The organism is Marinimicrobium alkaliphilum (assembly GCF_003259155.1).
Taxonomy (GTDB): domain Bacteria; phylum Pseudomonadota; class Gammaproteobacteria; order Pseudomonadales; family Cellvibrionaceae; genus Marinimicrobium_A; species Marinimicrobium_A alkaliphilum.
In genome coordinates this window covers 50524-67650 of sequence record NZ_QGMQ01000010.1, presented here as the reverse complement: position 1 = coordinate 67650, position 17127 = coordinate 50524, and the positions used below count along the sequence as shown (strand labels likewise).

At 56.8% G+C, this 17127-nt stretch carries 13 protein-coding genes and 1 pseudogene; 9 read left to right on the top strand and 5 right to left on the bottom strand.

Features of this window, described 5'->3' with window-relative positions; all coding sequences use genetic code 11:
- The first annotated feature begins 103 nt into the window (after positions 1-103).
- The 3 genes from secA to DKW72_RS14915 all read left to right on the top strand — a co-directional run bounded on the left by secA (position 104) and on the right by DKW72_RS14915 (position 5281).
- The gene (gene secA, locus DKW72_RS14925; protein WP_111643191.1) at positions 104-2878 is read left to right on the top strand and encodes a preprotein translocase subunit SecA; all 2775 of its coding nucleotides are present in this window, start codon (positions 104-106) and stop codon (positions 2876-2878) included.
- A gap of 213 nt (positions 2879-3091) precedes the next feature.
- A complete protein-coding gene (argJ, locus tag DKW72_RS14920; RefSeq protein WP_111643190.1) occupies positions 3092-4312 on the top strand; it encodes a bifunctional glutamate N-acetyltransferase/amino-acid acetyltransferase ArgJ in 1221 nt (406 codons plus the stop codon).
- 24 nt (positions 4313-4336) lie between these two features.
- The gene (locus DKW72_RS14915) at positions 4337-5281 is read left to right on the top strand and encodes a Nudix family hydrolase (RefSeq protein ID WP_198411385.1); all 945 of its coding nucleotides are present in this window, start codon (positions 4337-4339) and stop codon (positions 5279-5281) included.
- A 186-nt stretch (positions 5282-5467) separates the two neighbouring features.
- On the opposite strand, the gene yacG is transcribed toward DKW72_RS14915, so the two are convergent.
- From yacG to pilB, 5 genes are all read right to left on the bottom strand, one after another.
- The gene (gene yacG / locus DKW72_RS14910; protein WP_111643233.1) at positions 5468-5668 is read right to left on the bottom strand and encodes a DNA gyrase inhibitor YacG; all 201 of its coding nucleotides are present in this window, start codon (positions 5666-5668) and stop codon (positions 5468-5470) included.
- Positions 5669-5930: 262 nt separating this feature from the next.
- Positions 5931-6536 carry a dephospho-CoA kinase gene (gene coaE, locus DKW72_RS14905; RefSeq protein ID WP_111643188.1) on the bottom strand — a complete coding sequence of 202 codons (606 nt, stop codon included), beginning with the start codon at positions 6534-6536 and terminating at the stop codon, positions 5931-5933.
- A gap of 9 nt (positions 6537-6545) precedes the next feature.
- Positions 6546-7418, bottom strand: a complete 873-nt coding sequence (locus DKW72_RS14900; RefSeq protein ID WP_111643187.1) for a prepilin peptidase — start codon at positions 7416-7418, stop codon at positions 6546-6548.
- A complete protein-coding gene (locus DKW72_RS14895) occupies positions 7418-8683 on the bottom strand; it encodes a type II secretion system F family protein (protein ID WP_111643186.1) in 1266 nt (421 codons plus the stop codon). The genes DKW72_RS14900 and DKW72_RS14895 overlap by 1 nt, the downstream gene beginning before the upstream one ends.
- Before the next feature lie 5 nt (positions 8684-8688).
- Entirely contained in the window at positions 8689-10413 is a 1725-nt protein-coding gene (gene pilB / locus DKW72_RS14890; protein WP_111643185.1) for a type IV-A pilus assembly ATPase PilB, read from the bottom strand.
- A gap of 430 nt (positions 10414-10843) precedes the next feature.
- On the opposite strand from pilB, the pseudogene DKW72_RS16810 reads away from it, so the two are divergent.
- The 6 genes and pseudogenes from DKW72_RS16810 to DKW72_RS14865 all read left to right on the top strand — a co-directional run.
- Positions 10844-10955, top strand: a pseudogene (locus tag DKW72_RS16810) (pilin); the annotation flags it as partial.
- Between the two features lie 14 nt (positions 10956-10969).
- Positions 10970-11335, top strand: coding sequence for a pilin (locus DKW72_RS14885; protein WP_408631117.1), 366 nt, complete (start codon positions 10970-10972; stop codon positions 11333-11335).
- 103 nt (positions 11336-11438) lie between these two features.
- A complete protein-coding gene (locus DKW72_RS14880) occupies positions 11439-12593 on the top strand; it encodes a serine hydrolase domain-containing protein (protein ID WP_111643183.1) in 1155 nt (384 codons plus the stop codon).
- 147 nt (positions 12594-12740) lie between these two features.
- The gene (locus DKW72_RS14875; RefSeq protein ID WP_111643182.1) at positions 12741-15203 is read left to right on the top strand and encodes a pectinesterase family protein; all 2463 of its coding nucleotides are present in this window, start codon (positions 12741-12743) and stop codon (positions 15201-15203) included.
- Positions 15204-15444: 241 nt separating this feature from the next.
- Positions 15445-16371 carry a hypothetical protein gene (locus tag DKW72_RS14870; protein WP_111643181.1) on the top strand — a complete coding sequence of 309 codons (927 nt, stop codon included), beginning with the start codon at positions 15445-15447 and terminating at the stop codon, positions 16369-16371.
- Positions 16359-16889, top strand: a complete 531-nt coding sequence (locus DKW72_RS14865; protein WP_111643180.1) for a hypothetical protein — start codon at positions 16359-16361, stop codon at positions 16887-16889. The genes DKW72_RS14870 and DKW72_RS14865 overlap by 13 nt, the downstream gene beginning before the upstream one ends.
- Positions 16890-17127: the final 238 nt, after the last annotated feature.

Here is a 17127-nt window from a genome sequence, read left to right as displayed (position 1 = left end):
CGCTTGCTTTAGCAGGCGCCTTTCGGTTTACTTGCAGCCTTGCTGACAAGTGCATGGACCTGTATCGGGTCCGCCTTTAGTATTTTAAAGTACGGAATAACACATGATTTCGAAGATCGCCAAACGTCTGTTCGGCTCTAAAAACGAGCGTGAACTCAAACGCATGAATAAAACCGTCACCCAGATCAATGCTCTGGAAGCGGACATGGAAAAGCTCTCCGACGAGCAGCTGAAAGCCAAAACCACCGAATATCGTGAGCGCCTGGAAAAAGGCGAATCCCTGGACCAGATATTGCCCGAGGCCTTCGCTGCTGTGCGCGAAGCCAGCCGTCGGACGCTGGGGCTGCGTCACTTTGATGTTCAGATGATCGGCGGCATGGTGCTGCACCAGGGCAAAATTGCCGAAATGCGCACCGGTGAGGGTAAAACCCTGGTGGCAACCCTGCCAAGCTACCTGCATGCACTGACCGGGAGCGGCGTCCATGTGGTGACGGTGAACGATTATCTCGCCAGTCGCGATGCCGACTGGATGCGACCCCTGTTCGAAGCTTTGGGTATGACCGTGGGCGTGATTCGCTCTATGCAGGATACCCAGAGCAAACGCGAGGCTTATGAATCCGATATAACGTACGGTACGAACAACGAATTCGGGTTTGACTACCTGCGTGACAACATGGCCTTGAGCAAGTCCGACAAGGTCCAGAAGTCCCTCAACTTCGCCGTGGTGGATGAGGTCGACTCCATCCTGATTGATGAGGCACGCACACCGCTGGTGATCTCGGGCGCGACCGAAAGCAGCTCGGAGCTGTATCAGCGTATGGCCAAGATCATTCCGCGGCTTGAGCGGGTGGAGGAGAGCACTGAAGATCAGGGTGCATCTTCCAAAGTGCTGGCCAAAGACGTTGAAGATGGGCCCGGCGACTATAAAGTCGACGAAAAGTCTCGCCAGGTTGAGTTGACCGAGCAGGGCCATCAGCGCATTGAGCAGCTGTTGATCGACGCCGGATTGCTGAAGTCGGACGAAAGTCTCTACACCGCCACCAATTTGATGCTGGTGCACCACGTGAACTCAGCGCTGCGTGCGCACACGCTGTTCCGTCGTGATGTTGAATACATCGTCCAGGATGGGCAAGTGGTGCTGATTGATGAGCACACTGGCCGGACCATGGCGGGGCGACGCCTGTCGGAAGGCTTGCACCAGGCGATCGAAGCCAAAGAAGGGGTGGAGATTCAGAGTGAGAGCCAGACGTTGGCTTCCACCACCTTCCAGAATTACTTCCGTTTGTACCCGACGCTGTCAGGCATGACCGGTACGGCCGATACAGAAGCCTTTGAGTTCCGGGAAATTTACCAACTCGACGTGGTGGTGATTCCGCCCAACCGTGTTCCTCAGCGGGTTGACCTCAACGACCTGGTGTACCTCACGATCCCCGAAAAATACGATGCGATTGTTGAGGACATTAAGACCTACACCGAGAAGAACGCCCCAGTGCTGGTGGGTACCGCCTCCATTGAAACGTCGGAGGAGATGTCTACACGTTTGAAAAAATCCGGCATCAAACACCAGGTGCTGAACGCCAAGTTCCACGAAAAAGAAGCCGAAATTATTGCCCAGGCAGGTCGTCCAGGTGCCGTGACCATTGCCACCAACATGGCAGGTCGGGGTACGGATATCGTGCTCGGCGGGAACTGGGAGGCGGAAGTCGCCCAGATGAATAACCCCACGCCCGAGGAAGTTGAAAAAGCCAAGGCCGAATGGCAAGCGCGTCACGATGCCGTGCTGGCAGCGGGCGGCCTGCACATTATTGGTACCGAGCGGCACGAGTCCCGCCGGATCGACAACCAGCTGCGCGGTCGTGCCGGTCGTCAAGGCGATCCGGGTTTGACCCGTTTTTACCTGTCGATGGAAGACAGTCTGATGCGCATCTTTACCAGTGAGCGCATCCGAGGTTTTATGCAGGCGCTGGGGATGGAGAAGGGCGAGGCGATCGAACATCGCATGGTGAACAACGCCATCGAAAAAGCCCAGCGCAAGGTCGAAGGGCGCAACTTCGATATCCGGAAACAGCTGCTGGAATATGATGACGTCGCCAATGATCAACGTCAGATCATCTATAACCAGCGCAGCCAGTTGCTGGAAGCCGATGATATTCGCGATACGGTCACCAACATTCGCGGCGATGTCGTCAACGCGGTGATTGATGAGTTTATTCCGCCCCAGAGTCTGGAAGAGCAGTGGGACGTGCCGGGCCTGGAAAAGCAGATGGAAACCGACTTCGGATTGAAGCTGCCGGTCAGTCAGTGGCTGGAAGAAGACGATCGCCTGCACGAAGAGAAACTGCGCGAGCGGGTTTTGAACGAAGTGCAAACCGCCTACGATGCCAAGTGCGAGCGCATTGGTGACGTGATGCTGCAAATCGAGCGTCAGGTGATGCTGCAAGTACTCGATACCAGTTGGAAAGAGCAGTTGGCGAGCATGGACCATTTGCGCCAGGGGATTAACCTGCGTTCTTACGCCCAGCGCAACCCCAAACAGGAATACAAGCGCGAAGCCTTCTATCTGTTCCAGAACATGCTCGACAAAATCAAACGCGAGACCGTGACCTTGTTGGCCCGCGTTGAACCGGTGTCACGCGAGCAGATGGAAGAGATGGAGCAGCGCCGGCGCGAAGCGCGCGAGCGTCAGAAAATGCAGATGCGTCACGACCAGGTGTCGGCGCTCAGCGGCGAGCAACCCGGCGGCCAGGGCGAAGCCCCCGCCGGTGCCCGCCCGGCGCCGGAGCCGTTCGTACGCGAAGGCCGCAAAGTGGGCCGCAACGACCCGTGCCCGTGTGGTTCAGGTAAAAAATTCAAACAATGCCACGGGCAGTTGAGTTAAACCAGTACCGAGCCTCAAATGTCGGATTACGCCCTGCGGGCTAATCCGACCTACTGGATCCTGGCCGGTTTTTTGCCCGATTGTCGGATTACACCCTACGGGCTAATCCGACCTACTGGGTACGTCGTGCCACTGTTTGAGTAGGTCGGATTAGGCGCAGCCGTAATCCGACACATAAGGCACCCAAGCTTACTTACGGAGATCTCCCAACCCATGGCCGTCGGCGACTTTCCTTTCCCTACAATGCACCCGGTTGCCGGGATCAAACTCGCCGCGGTCGGGGCGGGTATCAAATACGCCAACCGCAAGGACCTGGTCCTGATCGAATTGGCTGAAGGCGCCCGCAGTGCTGGCGTCTTTACCCGCAACGCCTTCTGCGCCGCTCCCGTCACCCTGTGCCGGGAGCACTTGGCCAGCGCTTCCCCCCGTTACTTACTCATCAACTCCGGCAACGCCAACGCCTGCACCGGCGATCGGGGCCGGGACGATGCCATCGCCACCTGCCGCGCCGTGGCCGATGCGCGCGGTCTTGCGCCGGAGCAGGTGCTGCCGTTCTCCACCGGTGTCATTGGCGAACCGCTGCCCGCGGACAAAATCATTGCTGCCGTGCCCGCCGCCCTGGCCGGCCTCACCGAGAACGGCTGGTACGACGCCGGCCGCGCGATCATGACCACCGACACCCGCCCCAAGGGGTTCAGCCGGCAGATCGACATGGACGGCCACAGCATTACCGTCACCGGTATCGCCAAAGGCGCGGGCATGATCAATCCCAATATGGGCACCATGCTTGCCTATATCGCCACCGACGCCGCGATTGCCCAACCGGTGCTCGACGCCCTGGTGCGCGAGGCGGCCAATGCCTCCTTCAACCGTATTACCATTGACGGTGATACCTCCACCAACGACGCCTGCCTGCTCATGGCCACCGGCCGCAGCACAGCGCCGGAAATCACGGCGGCCGACGGTGCACTCTACCAGGCGGTCCGAGAGTTGGTTCTGGAAGCGCACACCTGGTTGGCCCAGAGTATCGTCGCGGACGGCGAGGGCGCCACCAAGTTCGTCACCGTCGATGTCGATGGCGGCGCTACCCCTCAGGAGTCCCTGGACGTGGCCTACGCCATCGCCCACTCACCCCTGATCAAGACCGCACTTTTTGCGTCAGATCCCAATTGGGGGCGCATTGTGGCCGCTATCGGCTATGCCGGGGTCAAAGACCTGGAAGCAAGGAAGGTCCGTGTACAGCTCAACGACGTATTGATTGTTGAGGACGGCGGGCGTGCCGCGAGCTACACCGAAGCCCAAGGGCAGGCGGTGATGGACCAAGCGCGCATCGAGATCCGGGTGCATTTGGGGCGCGGTGCCGCCCGTGAGCACCTGTGGACCACCGACCTGTCCCACGAATACGTGAGCATCAACGCAGACTATCGCAGCTAGAGCGTTAACAGGAGGCTGGACGCCGTGAGCAAACAGGTACATGTGGCTGTGGGTGCGGTGATTGGCCCCGATCGTCAGGTGCTGATCGCGCGCCGCCCCGAAGCCGTGCACCAAGGTGGGTTGTGGGAGTTTCCCGGGGGCAAGGTGGAACCCGGCGAAAGTCCGGTCCAGGCGTTGACTCGCGAGCTCTGGGAAGAAGTGGGCGTGCGTGTGGGCGCCGCCGAGCCGCTGATTCAGATCCATCACGACTACGGTGACAAGCGGGTGTTCTTGGATGTGTATCGGGTGACCGTCTTCAATGGCGAGGTCGAAGGGCGGGAAGGGCAGCCCGTTCAGTGGGTGGGCCTGGACAACCTCAACGATTATGAATTTCCCGCCGCCAACCGCGCCATCATTCACGCACTGCAGCTTCCTGACGAATTACTGATCACCGGTGCCGCACCGGACACTGATGCCTTGCTGGCGCGCTTGCAGCAGATTCTTCTTGAGCACAAGCCTCGGCTGATCCAGTTGCGTGTGCCGGGCATTGATGATCAGGCCTTGTTACTTCTGGCCCACGATGCCTGGATTTTTTGCCAGGCCGCCGGAACCGGGTTACAGGTCAATGCTCCGGCCCACTTATACCCCCATTTGCCACGTGGCTGTGGTCTGCACTTGAACCGTTGGCAGCTGGCTGCGTGTGAGTCGCGCCCCATCCCTTCTGATGCCCTGCTGGGCGCGTCTTGCCACAATGCGCAGGAAATCGCACGCGCTCAGGCGATTGGCGTGGATTATCTGTGTTTGTCCCCGGTCGCCACCACCTGGTCCCACCCGGGCCAGCCACCGATCGGTTGGAATACCTTCGCGCGCCTGGTGGCGGATGCCAAAGTGCCGGTTTACGCGCTGGGGGGAATGCAACGAGAAGACATCGCTACCGCCCGGGCCAATGGCGGCCAGGGTATTGCCGGTATCGGGTATTTTTGGCAGTAGAGCCCGGGCCCGGTGGTTTGGGGGTGTGAAGTTTTTTGGTTTTACATCATGTCTTGACGGGTGCTTCGTGTGTCGGATTACGCCCTGCGGGCTAATCCGACCTACTGGAAGCCGTGTGCCATTGTTTGAGTAGGTCGGATTAGCGAAGCGTAATCCGACACATGAGGCACCGCTGTATAGCGAAATCTACTGTTGCTCTGCGTCCGGATCAAACCAGTCGGCAGGCTTGCCCGGAATCTTGTGGCCTTCGCTGGCCCATTCCCCCAAATCAATCAACCGGCAGCGTTCGCTGCAGAACGGCCGATAGGGATAATCACTGCGCCAGTAAACCGTGGTTTTACAGGTCGGGCATTGGAGTTTGGGGGCAATATCAGGTGTTTTGTTCATGGGCGGCATTTTGGCACGCGCACGGCGATCGGACAAGCGGTGGTGTGCGGGATTGGGTTGGGTTGGGTTGGGTGCCTCACTGTCGGATTACGCTTCGCTAATCCGACCTACTGGGGGCAGGGTGCCATTGTTCATGTAGGTCGGATTAGCCCACAGGGCGTAATCCGACAGTGAGGCACCCAACCCAAAACAGTGCGCAATTGTTTGAGTAGGTCGGATTAGCGGAGCGTAATCCGACACCTGAGGCACTGCCCTTGAACAACTAACCTGTCGCCGAGGCCATCGCCAAGTACCGCTCGTGCAAATTCTCAACCCGCTCCTTCAACGCCCTCAAGCTCCCACTGTTATCAATCACATCATCCGCGCGCGCCAAACGTTCCGCGCGGGACAACTGATTCGCCATAATGGCTTCGATCTGTGCCGGGGTGTTGCCGTCGCGCTGGCTGGCACGCTCGATCTGCAGGGCCTCTGGCAGGTCCACCACGGCGATGCGGTGAGTAAGGGTGTGCTGGTCGGTTTCCAGCAATAGCGGCGAGGAGAGGATGGCATAGGGGCTTCTGGCATCATTCAACTGACTGACGATCTCTGTGCGGATCAGCGGGTGCAATAGTTGCTCCAGCCATTGTTTGGCGCTGGGATCGCTGAAAATCAGATCGCGCAGGTAGGGGCGGTTGAGCTGGCCATCGGCGGTGAGGGTGCGTCCACCAAAATGGCCGGCGATGGTCGCCAGTGCTGGTCGGCCAGGCTCGACCACTACCCGCGCCAGCGCGTCGGCGTCGACCACCTCGATACCCAGCGCCTGAAAGTGTCGCGTGGCCGCGGACTTGCCGCTGCCAATACCACCCGTAATCCCCACGACCCACGTCATAACCGCACCTTAGACAACGATTTGCAGGTACTGGGCCATCAGGGTGTCGCCCCAGAGCAGGGCGATCCAGCCCGCGATGGCCAGGTAGGGGCCAAAAGGAATGGGAATATTGCGGTCGCGTCCGAGCGCCAGGATCATACCGATACCGATCACTGCCCCCACCAGCGATGACAGAAGGATGATCACCGGCAACAGCTGCCAGCCCATCCAGGCGCCGAGGGCGGCGAGCAACTTGAAGTCGCCGTAACCCATGCCTTCCTTGCCCGTGAGCAATTTAAACAGCCAGTAGATGGACCAGAGCGTCAGGTAACCGGCTACCGCACCCCAGAGCGCGCTCTCCAGCGTGGTAAACACGCCGAAGGCATTGGCGATCAGACCCAACCACAGCAGGGGCAGGGTGATGGAATCCGGCAGAAACTGGGTGTCCGCATCGATCATGGTGAGCGCGATCAGACTCCAGGTCAGCACCAGGGCCAGCAAGCCGGCCAGGGTCGCGCCAAAATAGGCGATCACCACCACCGACAGCAGTCCGGTAACCGCCTCAATGATCGGGTAGCGGGGCGAGATACGCGTACCGCACTGGCTGCATTTGCCGCGCAGGAACAGGTAACTCACCACCGGGATATTTTCCCAGGGCTTGATCTTGTGGCCACACTGGGGGCAGCGGGAATTGGGCACCACAAGGTTAAAACGCTCACCAGTCTCGGGCGGCGGCGCCTGATCCAGCAGGTCACAGCAATCGCGTTTCCACTCCCGCTGCATCATCACCGGCAGGCGGAAGATCACCACATTCAGAAAACTGCCCACCAGCAACCCGAGAATCAGGGCGCTGGTGAGGGCAAGGGCAGGGTAGGTTTGCAGGGCGTCGAGAAAAACCGTCACTAGGAGACCACCGCCCCCAACTGGAAGATCGGCATATACATGGCGACCAGCAGACCGCCCACCAATACGCCGAGAACCGACATGATCAGAGGCTCTAGCAGGGTGGTCAGGTTATCCACCCGGTTATCGACTTCTTCCTCATAATAGTCGGCAACCTTTTCCAGCATTTCGTCGAGTGCACCGGACTCTTCACCGATAGAGGTCATCTGCACCATCAAGGTGGGAAACTTGCCGCTGTTGCGCAGAGAGGTGTTGAGCTGAATACCCGTAGAAACCTCGTCCTTAATCGTGTGGATCGCCTTGGAATAAACGCGGTTGCCTGCCGCGCCGGCGACGGAGTCCAGAGCATCAATTAACGGCACACCCGCGGCGAAAGTCGTAGAGAGGGTCCGGCCAAAACGGGCCATAATTGAGAAGTAAACGATCTCACCGATCACCGGCAGTCTCAGCATATACCTGTCGACAACGAAGGCGAACTTTTCCGAACGCCTGACCGCCTCGCGGAAGAGGAAGAAGAACACCCCTGCCCCGATAAGTGCCATAAACCAATAGGCCTGCGCCAGATCGGATAAAGCCACCACAAACAGTGTGAAGGCGGGCAGATCCGCGCCAAAGCCCGCAAACGTCTCTGCAAACTGGGGTACGACTTTGACCAGCAGGATGCCTGTGACAATGATGGCTACCAGGACAACAATCACCGGATAGGTCATTGCCTTTTTGATCTTTCTCTTGAGGGCTTCGGTCTTTTCCTTGTAAGTGGCAATACGGTCAAGCATGGTCTCCAATGCGCCCGACTGCTCACCGGCTTCTACCAGGTTGCAAAAGAGGTTATCGAAGTACTTGGGGTGCTTGCGCAGTGCTGGCGCAAAACCGCCGCCGGCAGCCACATCCTCTTTAATCTCAAGAACCAGCTTCTGCATGCGCGGGTTCTCGAGACCGTCAGCGACAATATCAAATGACTGGACCAGGGGTACACCGGCCTTCATCATGGTGGCCATCTGTCGGGAAAAAACCGCAATGTCGGCAGCCTTAATGGCTTTGCCGCCACCGCCAAACAAGGGCTTGGGCTTTTTCCGTACGCCTTTGACCCGAATACCCTGTTTGATCAGTTGCGCCTTGATCAGGGCGGGCGAGGTACCTGTTATTTCCCCCTGGACCTTTTTGCCGCCCCGGTCGGTACCGTTGTAGACGTAGGTGTTGGCGACCGGTCCCTTGGGGGCCCTGGCTTTCTTTTTCTGAGTCGCTTGTGCGGTTGCAGTTGCCATCAGGATTAATCCTTGGTTACGCGGTTGGCTTCTTCAAGGCTGGTCATGCCCATCGCAACTTTGCGCAGGGCGGACACCCGGAGGTTGTTAAAGCCCGCTTCCCGGGCCGCTTTTGCAATTTGCAGGGAGTTACCTCCCTCCATTATAAGGTTGGCAATGGGGTCAGTGATGCGAACCACTTCATAAACCCCGACACGGCCTTTATAACCCTTATTGCAGTGGCTGCAACCCACGGGCTGGTAAATTTCAAGGTCTTTGCGCGCGATACCGATTTCGTCAAAGCCCTCTTCGGTGAGGATGTCACCGGGAATCTCAGCGGGCTTTTTGCAGCTGCTGCACAGTCGCCGCGCCAGGCGCTGGGCGATAATCAGACTCACACTGGTGGCGACGTTAAAGGCCGGAACCCCCATATTCATCAGTCGGGTCAGGGTTTCCGGGGCGGAGTTGGTATGCAGGGTAGAGAGCACCAAGTGACCGGTCTGGGCGGCTTTAATGGCGATTTCCGCGGTTTCCAGGTCCCGGATTTCCCCTACCATCACGATATCCGGATCCTGACGCAGGAAAGAGCGCAGAGACTCGGCAAAGGTGAGACCGACCCGGGTGTTGACCTGGACCTGATTGATCCCCTCCAGGTTGATCTCCACCGGGTCTTCGGCAGTGGAAATATTGCGCTCGGCGGTATTGAGAATATTCAGGCCTGTATAGAGGGACACGGTTTTACCGGAACCCGTCGGGCCGGTTACCAGGATCATCCCTTGGGGCTGCTCCAGAGCATCCATATACAGCTTTTTCTGGAAGTCCTCGTAACCCAGTGCATCAATCCCCATTTTCGCCGAACTGGGGTCCAGAATCCGCAGCACAACCTTCTCGCCAAACAGGGTGGGCAGGGTGTTGACCCGGAAGTCGATGGCCCGGGTCTTGGAAATTTTCATTTTGATCCGGCCATCCTGAGGCAGGCGGCGCTCGGAAATGTCCATGCGGGACATTACCTTCAGGCGTGCCGCGATGCGCGTGCCCAGGTTGATCGGCGGTTTGGCCATTTCCTGGAGGATGCCATCGGCCCGGAAGCGCACCCGGTAGGCTTTTTCATAGGGTTCGAAGTGGATATCCGACGCCCCCATCTTGATGGCGTCCAGCAGTACCTTATTGATAAAACGGACGATAGGGGCCTCGTCGGCTTCGCTCTTGGCCGGATCTTCGGGCTTGTTGTCGTCTTCCCCACTGATATCGAGATTGTCGAGGCCGTCGTCATCCATACCGCCGAGCGCATCGCCCAGGCTCTCTTCGTTGGCATTCAAGTAGCGTTCAATGGCCTGTTCCAGCTTGTCCGCTTCCACCAGAATGGCGTCGGTGGTCAGGCCGGTATTGAACTTGATCTCGTCCAGTGCGTGCAGATTGGTGGGGTCCGCGACTGCCAGAAACAGGCGGCTGCCACGTTTCATCAGGGGCAGGGTGTGGTGCTTGCGGATCAGCTTTTCGCTCACCAGGTCCTTGGGGATCATCTCAGGATTCAGGGTGCCGAGATCAAACAGCGGCGTGCCAAATTCGTCGCAGGCAATTTCGGCGATTTTCCGCGCCTCCAGTGTCCCATTGCGCACCAGATGCTGCACCAGAGGTTCTTTTTCCCGGGCGGATTGAGCCATGGCCTGCTGGGCCAGCTCCGCATCCAGCAGGCCTTCGTTGACCAGGCGTCGCGCGAGACCGTTGAGCACAGGGACAGTGGTATTCATCAAGCTACCTTGTTCTTTTATCAGTGTTCTGGCGGAAGTTTTAGCACTTTCCTTACTGTATACGATTACTCTTGGTGATTTCTATACCTTATTGGCACTCGGTTTGGGAGAAAAGGGGACCGAGGTGGCTAGGATCCGTAAGCGTTGGTGTGAAAGCTGACGGGATTTGTCAGGATTTGCAGGCTTGGCTGACAAAAAATGTCAGTCAAGGGGCCGGTTATGGCCATTTTTCGCGAACTGAATAGGTGAGTTGTGCAGCGGGCTGAAGATCAGTGCTCAAGGATAAACTCTGTAGTGTGACGAGTGTCACGCTTTTCGTTCGTTTAGTGTCAGAAATCTGACTCGTGGCCCGGAGCGGGACAAGTTGGCACTCGGGTTGCTTTGTCCCAGGGGAGCAAAAACAAACAACGTCTTTTTAGGAGACATTACTATGCAAAAACAAAAAGGTTTTACATTGATTGAATTGATGATCGTGGTCGCGATCATTGGTATTCTGGCCGCTGTAGCTATCCCGCAGTACCAGAACTATATTGCTGGTTCACAGGTTTCTCGTGTGATGCAGGAGACCGGCGCACTGCGCAGTGCGGTTGAGAACTGCATGTTGCAAGGCCGAACAACTATCGTTACTGGCGATCCTGCCCCGGGTGAGTGTAATGTTGGTTGGACTTTTAGCAACTTGTTGGGTGAACAGCTGCAGCCCGGCCTTGATGTTACAATCACCGAAGACAATACTGCGCAAATTACAGCGACATTCGGCGGCAATGCGGCTGCAGCGTTGACTACTGGTGAGGGACAGCTGCAGTGGAATCGCACCGAAGCAGGAATTTGGGGTTGCTCCACGAACGTAGATACTCGTTACCGTCCGGCTGGCTGTGAGGCTGATCTGGGCGACGTAGACGGAGAAGATGGCGAACCCACTTAATTAGGGAGAGAGTCCAAAAGTCGCCTGTAATGTTAACTTTTGGAGTGTTTCTGCTGAACCCCTCGCTTCGGCGAGGGGTTTTTCTTTGTAGGCGGGGATAAAAATGCATATAAAGGCCCTGTACGGTCGGTTAGTTGGGTACGGCGCCCTACTTTTTCTGTTTGCTTGGCTGGCACATCTCTACGTAACCAACCCGCTATATGTCAAAAGACTCCCCTATTTTTTCGCGGCCTGGCAATCTGGTGCTGCGGTGCGGTGCGATGCGACCGCACCGCCGGAGTTGGATCGATTGCTCAAACGCGCTTCTCTCCCTTTTTTTTCCCTCAATGGCGAAGCTGTCTTCGTTGGTCGAGACGGGGCGACTGCGCGCTGTGGGGTTTATGAAGATGGGCGAACAAGGATGGGCCTGTTTCGTTTTGCCAGTTTGACTAAGGTTATTACGTCATTTGCCGCGCTGGAGTTGGCGGGCGAGCAAAAGCTGGATTTGCATGCGCCGGTGTTGACTTATTTCCCTGAGGTCAATGTCGATCATTTGCGAGACCCTAGGGTAGCCGAGATCACGCTCTGGCACATGCTCAATCATTCCTCAGGCTTGGGCGGACCTTTTGGTTCTGACAATATGGTCACGCGGGGCGAGAAACCCTGGTGCCCTTACGATATATCGGTTCTGGAAAAGGTTCGTCTTGCGGGTGAACCTGGCTCAAATCATGGGTATAACAATGTGGCTTACTGTTTGGCTGGCGAAATAATTAGTCGGGCTGCTGGAGCTGATTATCAGCGCTATATATCGGATACTTACTTTGCGGGTTACGAATCTCTGAGTTTTACGCAGGGCGACTATCTACCGCAAGAGCCGATTTATGACCTCTCCAACGATTTTCGCTTTGATGCCGACTACGTCCACTGGCTGGATTTTAATGCTTTGGCGCCCGCTGCCGGGCTTATGGGTAATCCGGAAGAGTTCGCCCGCCTGATACGGGATCTGTTTATCAAAAATCCGGACATTTTGCAGGCAGGCCGGATTGAAAACTGTCGAGAGAAGGGCATCGAGCGCTGTTACTCCTACGCCTTTACGCTGTACGACACCGACAAGGGAGTGGTCGGTGTTCAGCACGGCTATCTCCCCGGCGCCAGCTCGCTGGTGGCGGTGAACGAGCAGGGCGACACCCTGGTCTGGGTTGCCCCGGGCGCAGCGCTTGAACCTCATCACCGGGAGCGGATGGCACAGAGAGTCGTGGCTATTTTGACGCGGAATTAACGCTACCCGCTATCGACCCCAGGTCCGGAAAGCCCCATCGCAACAACCCCCTATATAACCAAACACTCGTTGACACCCCCTCCCGTCTCTGAAATGATTGCGTAACACAAATATAAATCTATACACGAGATCTGAGAGACGTACCCCATGAAAATTCTACCCCTTGCCGCCCTGTTTGTGATGAGTGGCGCGCTATTCGCCTGTGGCAGCTCATCCAACAATGAACCTCCTGTCAGTGGCTCCTCGTCCAGTGTGTCGAGTGATGATTCAAGCTCTAGTTCCAGCTCCAGCTCCAGCAGTTCGTCGGTGGCGGCAGGTGGCTGTGAAGATACAAGCCTGTATTTTTGCGAGGACTTTTCGGATGGCGTGGATCGCTGGGAGTTTTTGTCCCAGACCACCAACGAGGAGCCTGCGCCCAACGGTCAGTTTGATCTGGCCGATGACGATGGTAATACTGTGCTGCGTTTTACGGCGGCCAATCGGGGCGGCGAGCTGGCCTTGGTGAAGCCCGACGCCTTCGACGATGTGCCGACCGCCGATTACTTTGTCGAGGCCCGCATTCGCCCGCGTGAGAACAGCACCACCGGAAACAAGTTTTTGTACCTGATGGCCCGCTACGAAAGCGAGGGCAACTGGCTGGCGGCGGGTCTGAACGTGCAGAACACCACTGACGCCACCCGTGTGGAAATCGCCCGTTCCGTCGACGGGGCCATCTCCCGCCCGGTGCAGACCAGTCGCCCTATTATTCAGGGCCCACGGGATACGCTTGAGGGCGGCCAGTGGTACACCGTGCGCTTCGAGTTGATCGGACCTGACCTGACGGTCTATTTTGACGGTGAGCCGGTGGGGTCCACCACGGATAGCCTCTATACCGAGCGCGGTCTGATCGGCCTGTTTACCTCCAATAAGTCCTTTGAGATCGATGATATTCGCGTGGGTGACCCCGCGAGCAAGCCGACTCAGTTGACCCTCGATCCCGCCAGCCTGACCTGGGTGGCTGAGGCCGAAACCGACCCCTATATCGTCACAGTGACGGCGGTGCAGGGTAACGGTGAGCCGGATACCTTCTCGGTCGAGTCCAAGGACCCGGCGATCGTGGGCGTGAGCGTCGACGGGGATCAGGTCAGCCTCGAACCGCTGACCGAAGGCGAGACTCTGGTCACTTTCACCAGCGGCTCCGAGCCGGCGTTGAAGCGTGTACTTGAGGCCAGCATTGGCCCAGCGTTTGTTCAGCCGGAAGCCACCTATACCCTCGCCGATCGCGTGGCGCCAGCCTTGAATGCCGAGAATGTGCATACGGACACCCGCGTGCGCTTGACCTTTGATGCGCCGCCGAGCCTGGCGGACGTTGGCTCCATCCGAATTTACCGGGCCGACGACGATGCGGTGATCGACAGTATCAGTCTGGCCGGGGAGCAGGACAGTTTGCCTGGATCGGATCGGGATCGGGTCATCAACACCGAGCCGGTCTGGGTTGACGGCAATGATCTGGTCGTCGCCCCACACTCCGACGTGTTGGAGCCCGAGACGCGCTATTACGTCGCCATCGCCCCGGACGCCGTCAGCGGTGAAATCGGTGGCGTGCTGTTTGAGGGCATGGGCCGGGCAGCCGGCTGGTTCTTCACCACCGGCGCCAACGACGTCAGTGGCAACGAAGTGACGGTTGCCTCAGAAGGCGAGGCGGACTTCCGCACCGTCCAGGGCGCGCTCAGCTATGCGATGCGCAACCTGGGCCGCGATGAGCAGACCCTGATCACCATCGCCGATGGCGTGTACCGCGAGCCGCTGTACCTGCGCAACAAGAACAACGTGACCTTGCGCGGCCAGAGTCGCGACGGTGTTGTGATCGAGTACCGCAACAACGAAGCGCTGAACTCCGGTACCGCCGGTCGCGCCAACTTCCTGGTGGAGTCGGCGGACATGCTCACCCTTGAGGATCTGACCTTTGTGAATACCACTCTGATCGGTGAGGGTGGCCAAGCTGAAGCAATCTACTTCAACAGCCAGGGTCGGATGATTGCCAACCGGGTCAGCTTTTTCAGTGAGCAGGACACCATCCAGGTCAAAGGCTATACGTGGTTCTATGACTCCCTGATTGCCGGTAACGTGGATTACATCTGGGGTGGCAACCGCGTCGCGCTCTTTGAGGACAGCGAGATTCGCACCGTGGGTCGTTCATCGGGCAGCGGCGGCTACATCCTGCAGGCGCGCACGGTCAATGCAGAGGACAAGGGCTTTGTATTCCTTAACAGCGAACTGACCCGAGGCCCCGGGCCCACCGGTACCAATGTGCCCAACAACAGCATCCCCCTGGCCCGCAGTGGTGGTAATGCCGGCTATTTCGACAACGTGGTCTTTATCAACACCCGCATGGATGACCACATCACCTCATCCGGCTGGCATACCAGCCCCACCCCGAACCCCGCCGTTGCGACGGCGACCAGCGGCTGGCGCGAGTACAACAGCCAAAACCTGGCGGGCGAGCCCATCAATACCAGCAACTGGGTCAGCTACACGCTGTCGGAAGAGGAGTACAACAGCGGCTTCTCAAACCGCGCGCAGATCTTTGCTGATTACAACAACGGCGAGGGCTGGGACCCGGCGCCTTAGTCCTCCTGGCACTTGAAAAAGGGTCGCACTAACGTGCGGCCCTTTTTTTTTATGGAAATCTAAAAGTCAGATATACCAACCCCATGGCTATTCAGCTAGCTTATAAATTTGTGCCGAAAGGTGGGAACCGTGTCACGGTATTCGCTGAGATCTCGATGAAAAAGCTGATATCTATTGATCGTTGTTGTTGATGTCGGATAACATATTTCCAAGCTCAAGACATTCAACAGGGAGTAAGTTGATGATTTACCCGCCGCCTCCAGCGCATACCTCTTATCGCGATCGAAAGCTAAGACCCCGGACAGACTATAAAGAAGTAGACATCTATACGTTGAGCGCTGATGAGTTGCTCGAAGTATGGATTGCGCTTCAGCGCTCCACTGGACGGTCTGAAAGGAATGTTGCCGAAGACCTTCGAGACCTTGGGGTAGAGCTCTCTGAACTATCTCTCGGTGCTGCCCGAGACCATGCTGTTAATGCGAAGGGCGCAGCCGTATTAACTATCTTGGCAAGAGATTTGGTTCGTTCAGGCAATATAATGTCTGAATACTACATTACCTCTCGGGCTGGAAAGCAATATATTATTTTCAAGGGTAATCATAAGTTGCGCGCGGTTCTAAAGGGAACCCGATACCTGGCGACGAACACCAAGATAATGAAGTTTGGAATAGGCGGGCAGGCTCTAAAGAGAGGGGCTAAATCCGGTTTTGTTATATCGATGATATTTTCCGTAAGCCTTCACACTATTCACTGGGTTTTTGAAGAGAGCTATCGCTGGTCCAATTGGGTGGTTAATGTTTCGATTGATGCTACGAAGATCGCGCTGGCTAGCATTGCAGGCTACCTCGCGGCTAAGGGTGCGGCCGCTACGGCTCTTGCTGTGTTTGGAGCCTCGCCCGTAATCCTTCCAATAGCTGCGGGGCTGGTTGTATGTGTTGGGGTTGCTTGGATGCTAAACCGAAGCGGTTTTGATGAAGAAGTAGAGAGAATAGTGAGTTTTATTGAGCACTATGAAAACAGCGTCAGAAATCTCGATGAAACCATAGCGGATGGCATCTATTACGTCATTGAAGAGACGGGAAGAGCTGTCCGAAAGTCTGTTAAGCGCTTTATTTTTAGCAAAGTAAGAACTCTAAGGCAGGGGCTAAACTCAAAATGGCTGTTTTAGCTAAAAAGCTCGTTATGGTCAGCCTGGTGGCGATTATTAGCGGGGCCCTGGTCGTGGCAATGTCCTACTTCTTAATCGGAGATGTGAGCAAACAGTTACAAGCTTTGCGTAGCGGAGACGCCGTTATTGCTGTCCGTACAGCGCATGGATATCTGCCGGGTGCAATAGTTGCCGGGGGGGGCGTTTTTCTATTTTCTTTGTCCATGTTTGCTTTTCTGTATAGGAAGCACCTTTACCGAAAATTGCTTCCCTATTGCAACTGGACAAGTATCGCTGGTGTTGTACTGATCTTTCTGGGTGGGATGGGTTTTAGCTATTACTGGCATCAGTCTGCACTGGACGCGGGTTATGTGAAGTGTGGTATGCGGGACAGCCTCTACACGCCGAAAATCCATACGAGCTATTGGGTTTCTGATAAAGCGTACTGTAACAACGATGGCTTGGCGAGAATGCTCCGATACCCGACCGATGACAATATCAATAAAGTGAACAGGTATCTCAGAGGGATGCAGGACTAGCTTGGCATCTCCTTCTCGGTATTGTTTCGAGCAAATCGACTATTCGGCGTGCTATTGATGACTTTTCCCAATGTGTTATTGCTGTTGCTAACAGAGCGGTTTGACCGTCGAGAGTTGCGTGTTGGTGTGGCCCCAGAGCTCAGCCAGCCGCTCTGATTTTAGAGTGATAATGAGCGATATCCCCCAGTTTTCCTCTATTTCTGACATTTTTTCGCTACACTAGGCCTTCAATGACCAC

Excerpts from the sequence above, each read along its gene's own strand:
- coaE (WP_111643188.1), bottom strand. The coding sequence starts at position 6,536 with ATGACGTGGGTCGTGGGGATTACGGGTGGTATTGGCAGCGGCAAGTCC.
- DKW72_RS14895 (WP_111643186.1), bottom strand. The coding sequence starts at position 8,683 with ATGGCAACTGCAACCGCACAAGCGACTCAGAAAAAGAAAGCCAGGGCC.
- DKW72_RS14870 (WP_111643181.1), top strand. The coding sequence starts at position 15,445 with ATGATTTACCCGCCGCCTCCAGCGCATACCTCTTATCGCGATCGAAAG.
- argJ (WP_111643190.1), top strand. The coding sequence starts at position 3,092 with ATGGCCGTCGGCGACTTTCCTTTCCCTACAATGCACCCGGTTGCCGGG.
- DKW72_RS14865 (WP_111643180.1), top strand. The coding sequence starts at position 16,359 with ATGGCTGTTTTAGCTAAAAAGCTCGTTATGGTCAGCCTGGTGGCGATT.
- secA (WP_111643191.1), top strand. The coding sequence starts at position 104 with ATGATTTCGAAGATCGCCAAACGTCTGTTCGGCTCTAAAAACGAGCGT.
- DKW72_RS14875 (WP_111643182.1), top strand. The coding sequence starts at position 12,741 with ATGAAAATTCTACCCCTTGCCGCCCTGTTTGTGATGAGTGGCGCGCTA.
- DKW72_RS14880 (WP_111643183.1), top strand. The coding sequence starts at position 11,439 with ATGCATATAAAGGCCCTGTACGGTCGGTTAGTTGGGTACGGCGCCCTA.
- yacG (WP_111643233.1), bottom strand. The coding sequence starts at position 5,668 with ATGAACAAAACACCTGATATTGCCCCCAAACTCCAATGCCCGACCTGT.
- DKW72_RS14885 (WP_408631117.1), top strand. The coding sequence starts at position 10,970 with ATGCAGGAGACCGGCGCACTGCGCAGTGCGGTTGAGAACTGCATGTTG.
- pilB (WP_111643185.1), bottom strand. The coding sequence starts at position 10,413 with ATGAATACCACTGTCCCTGTGCTCAACGGTCTCGCGCGACGCCTGGTC.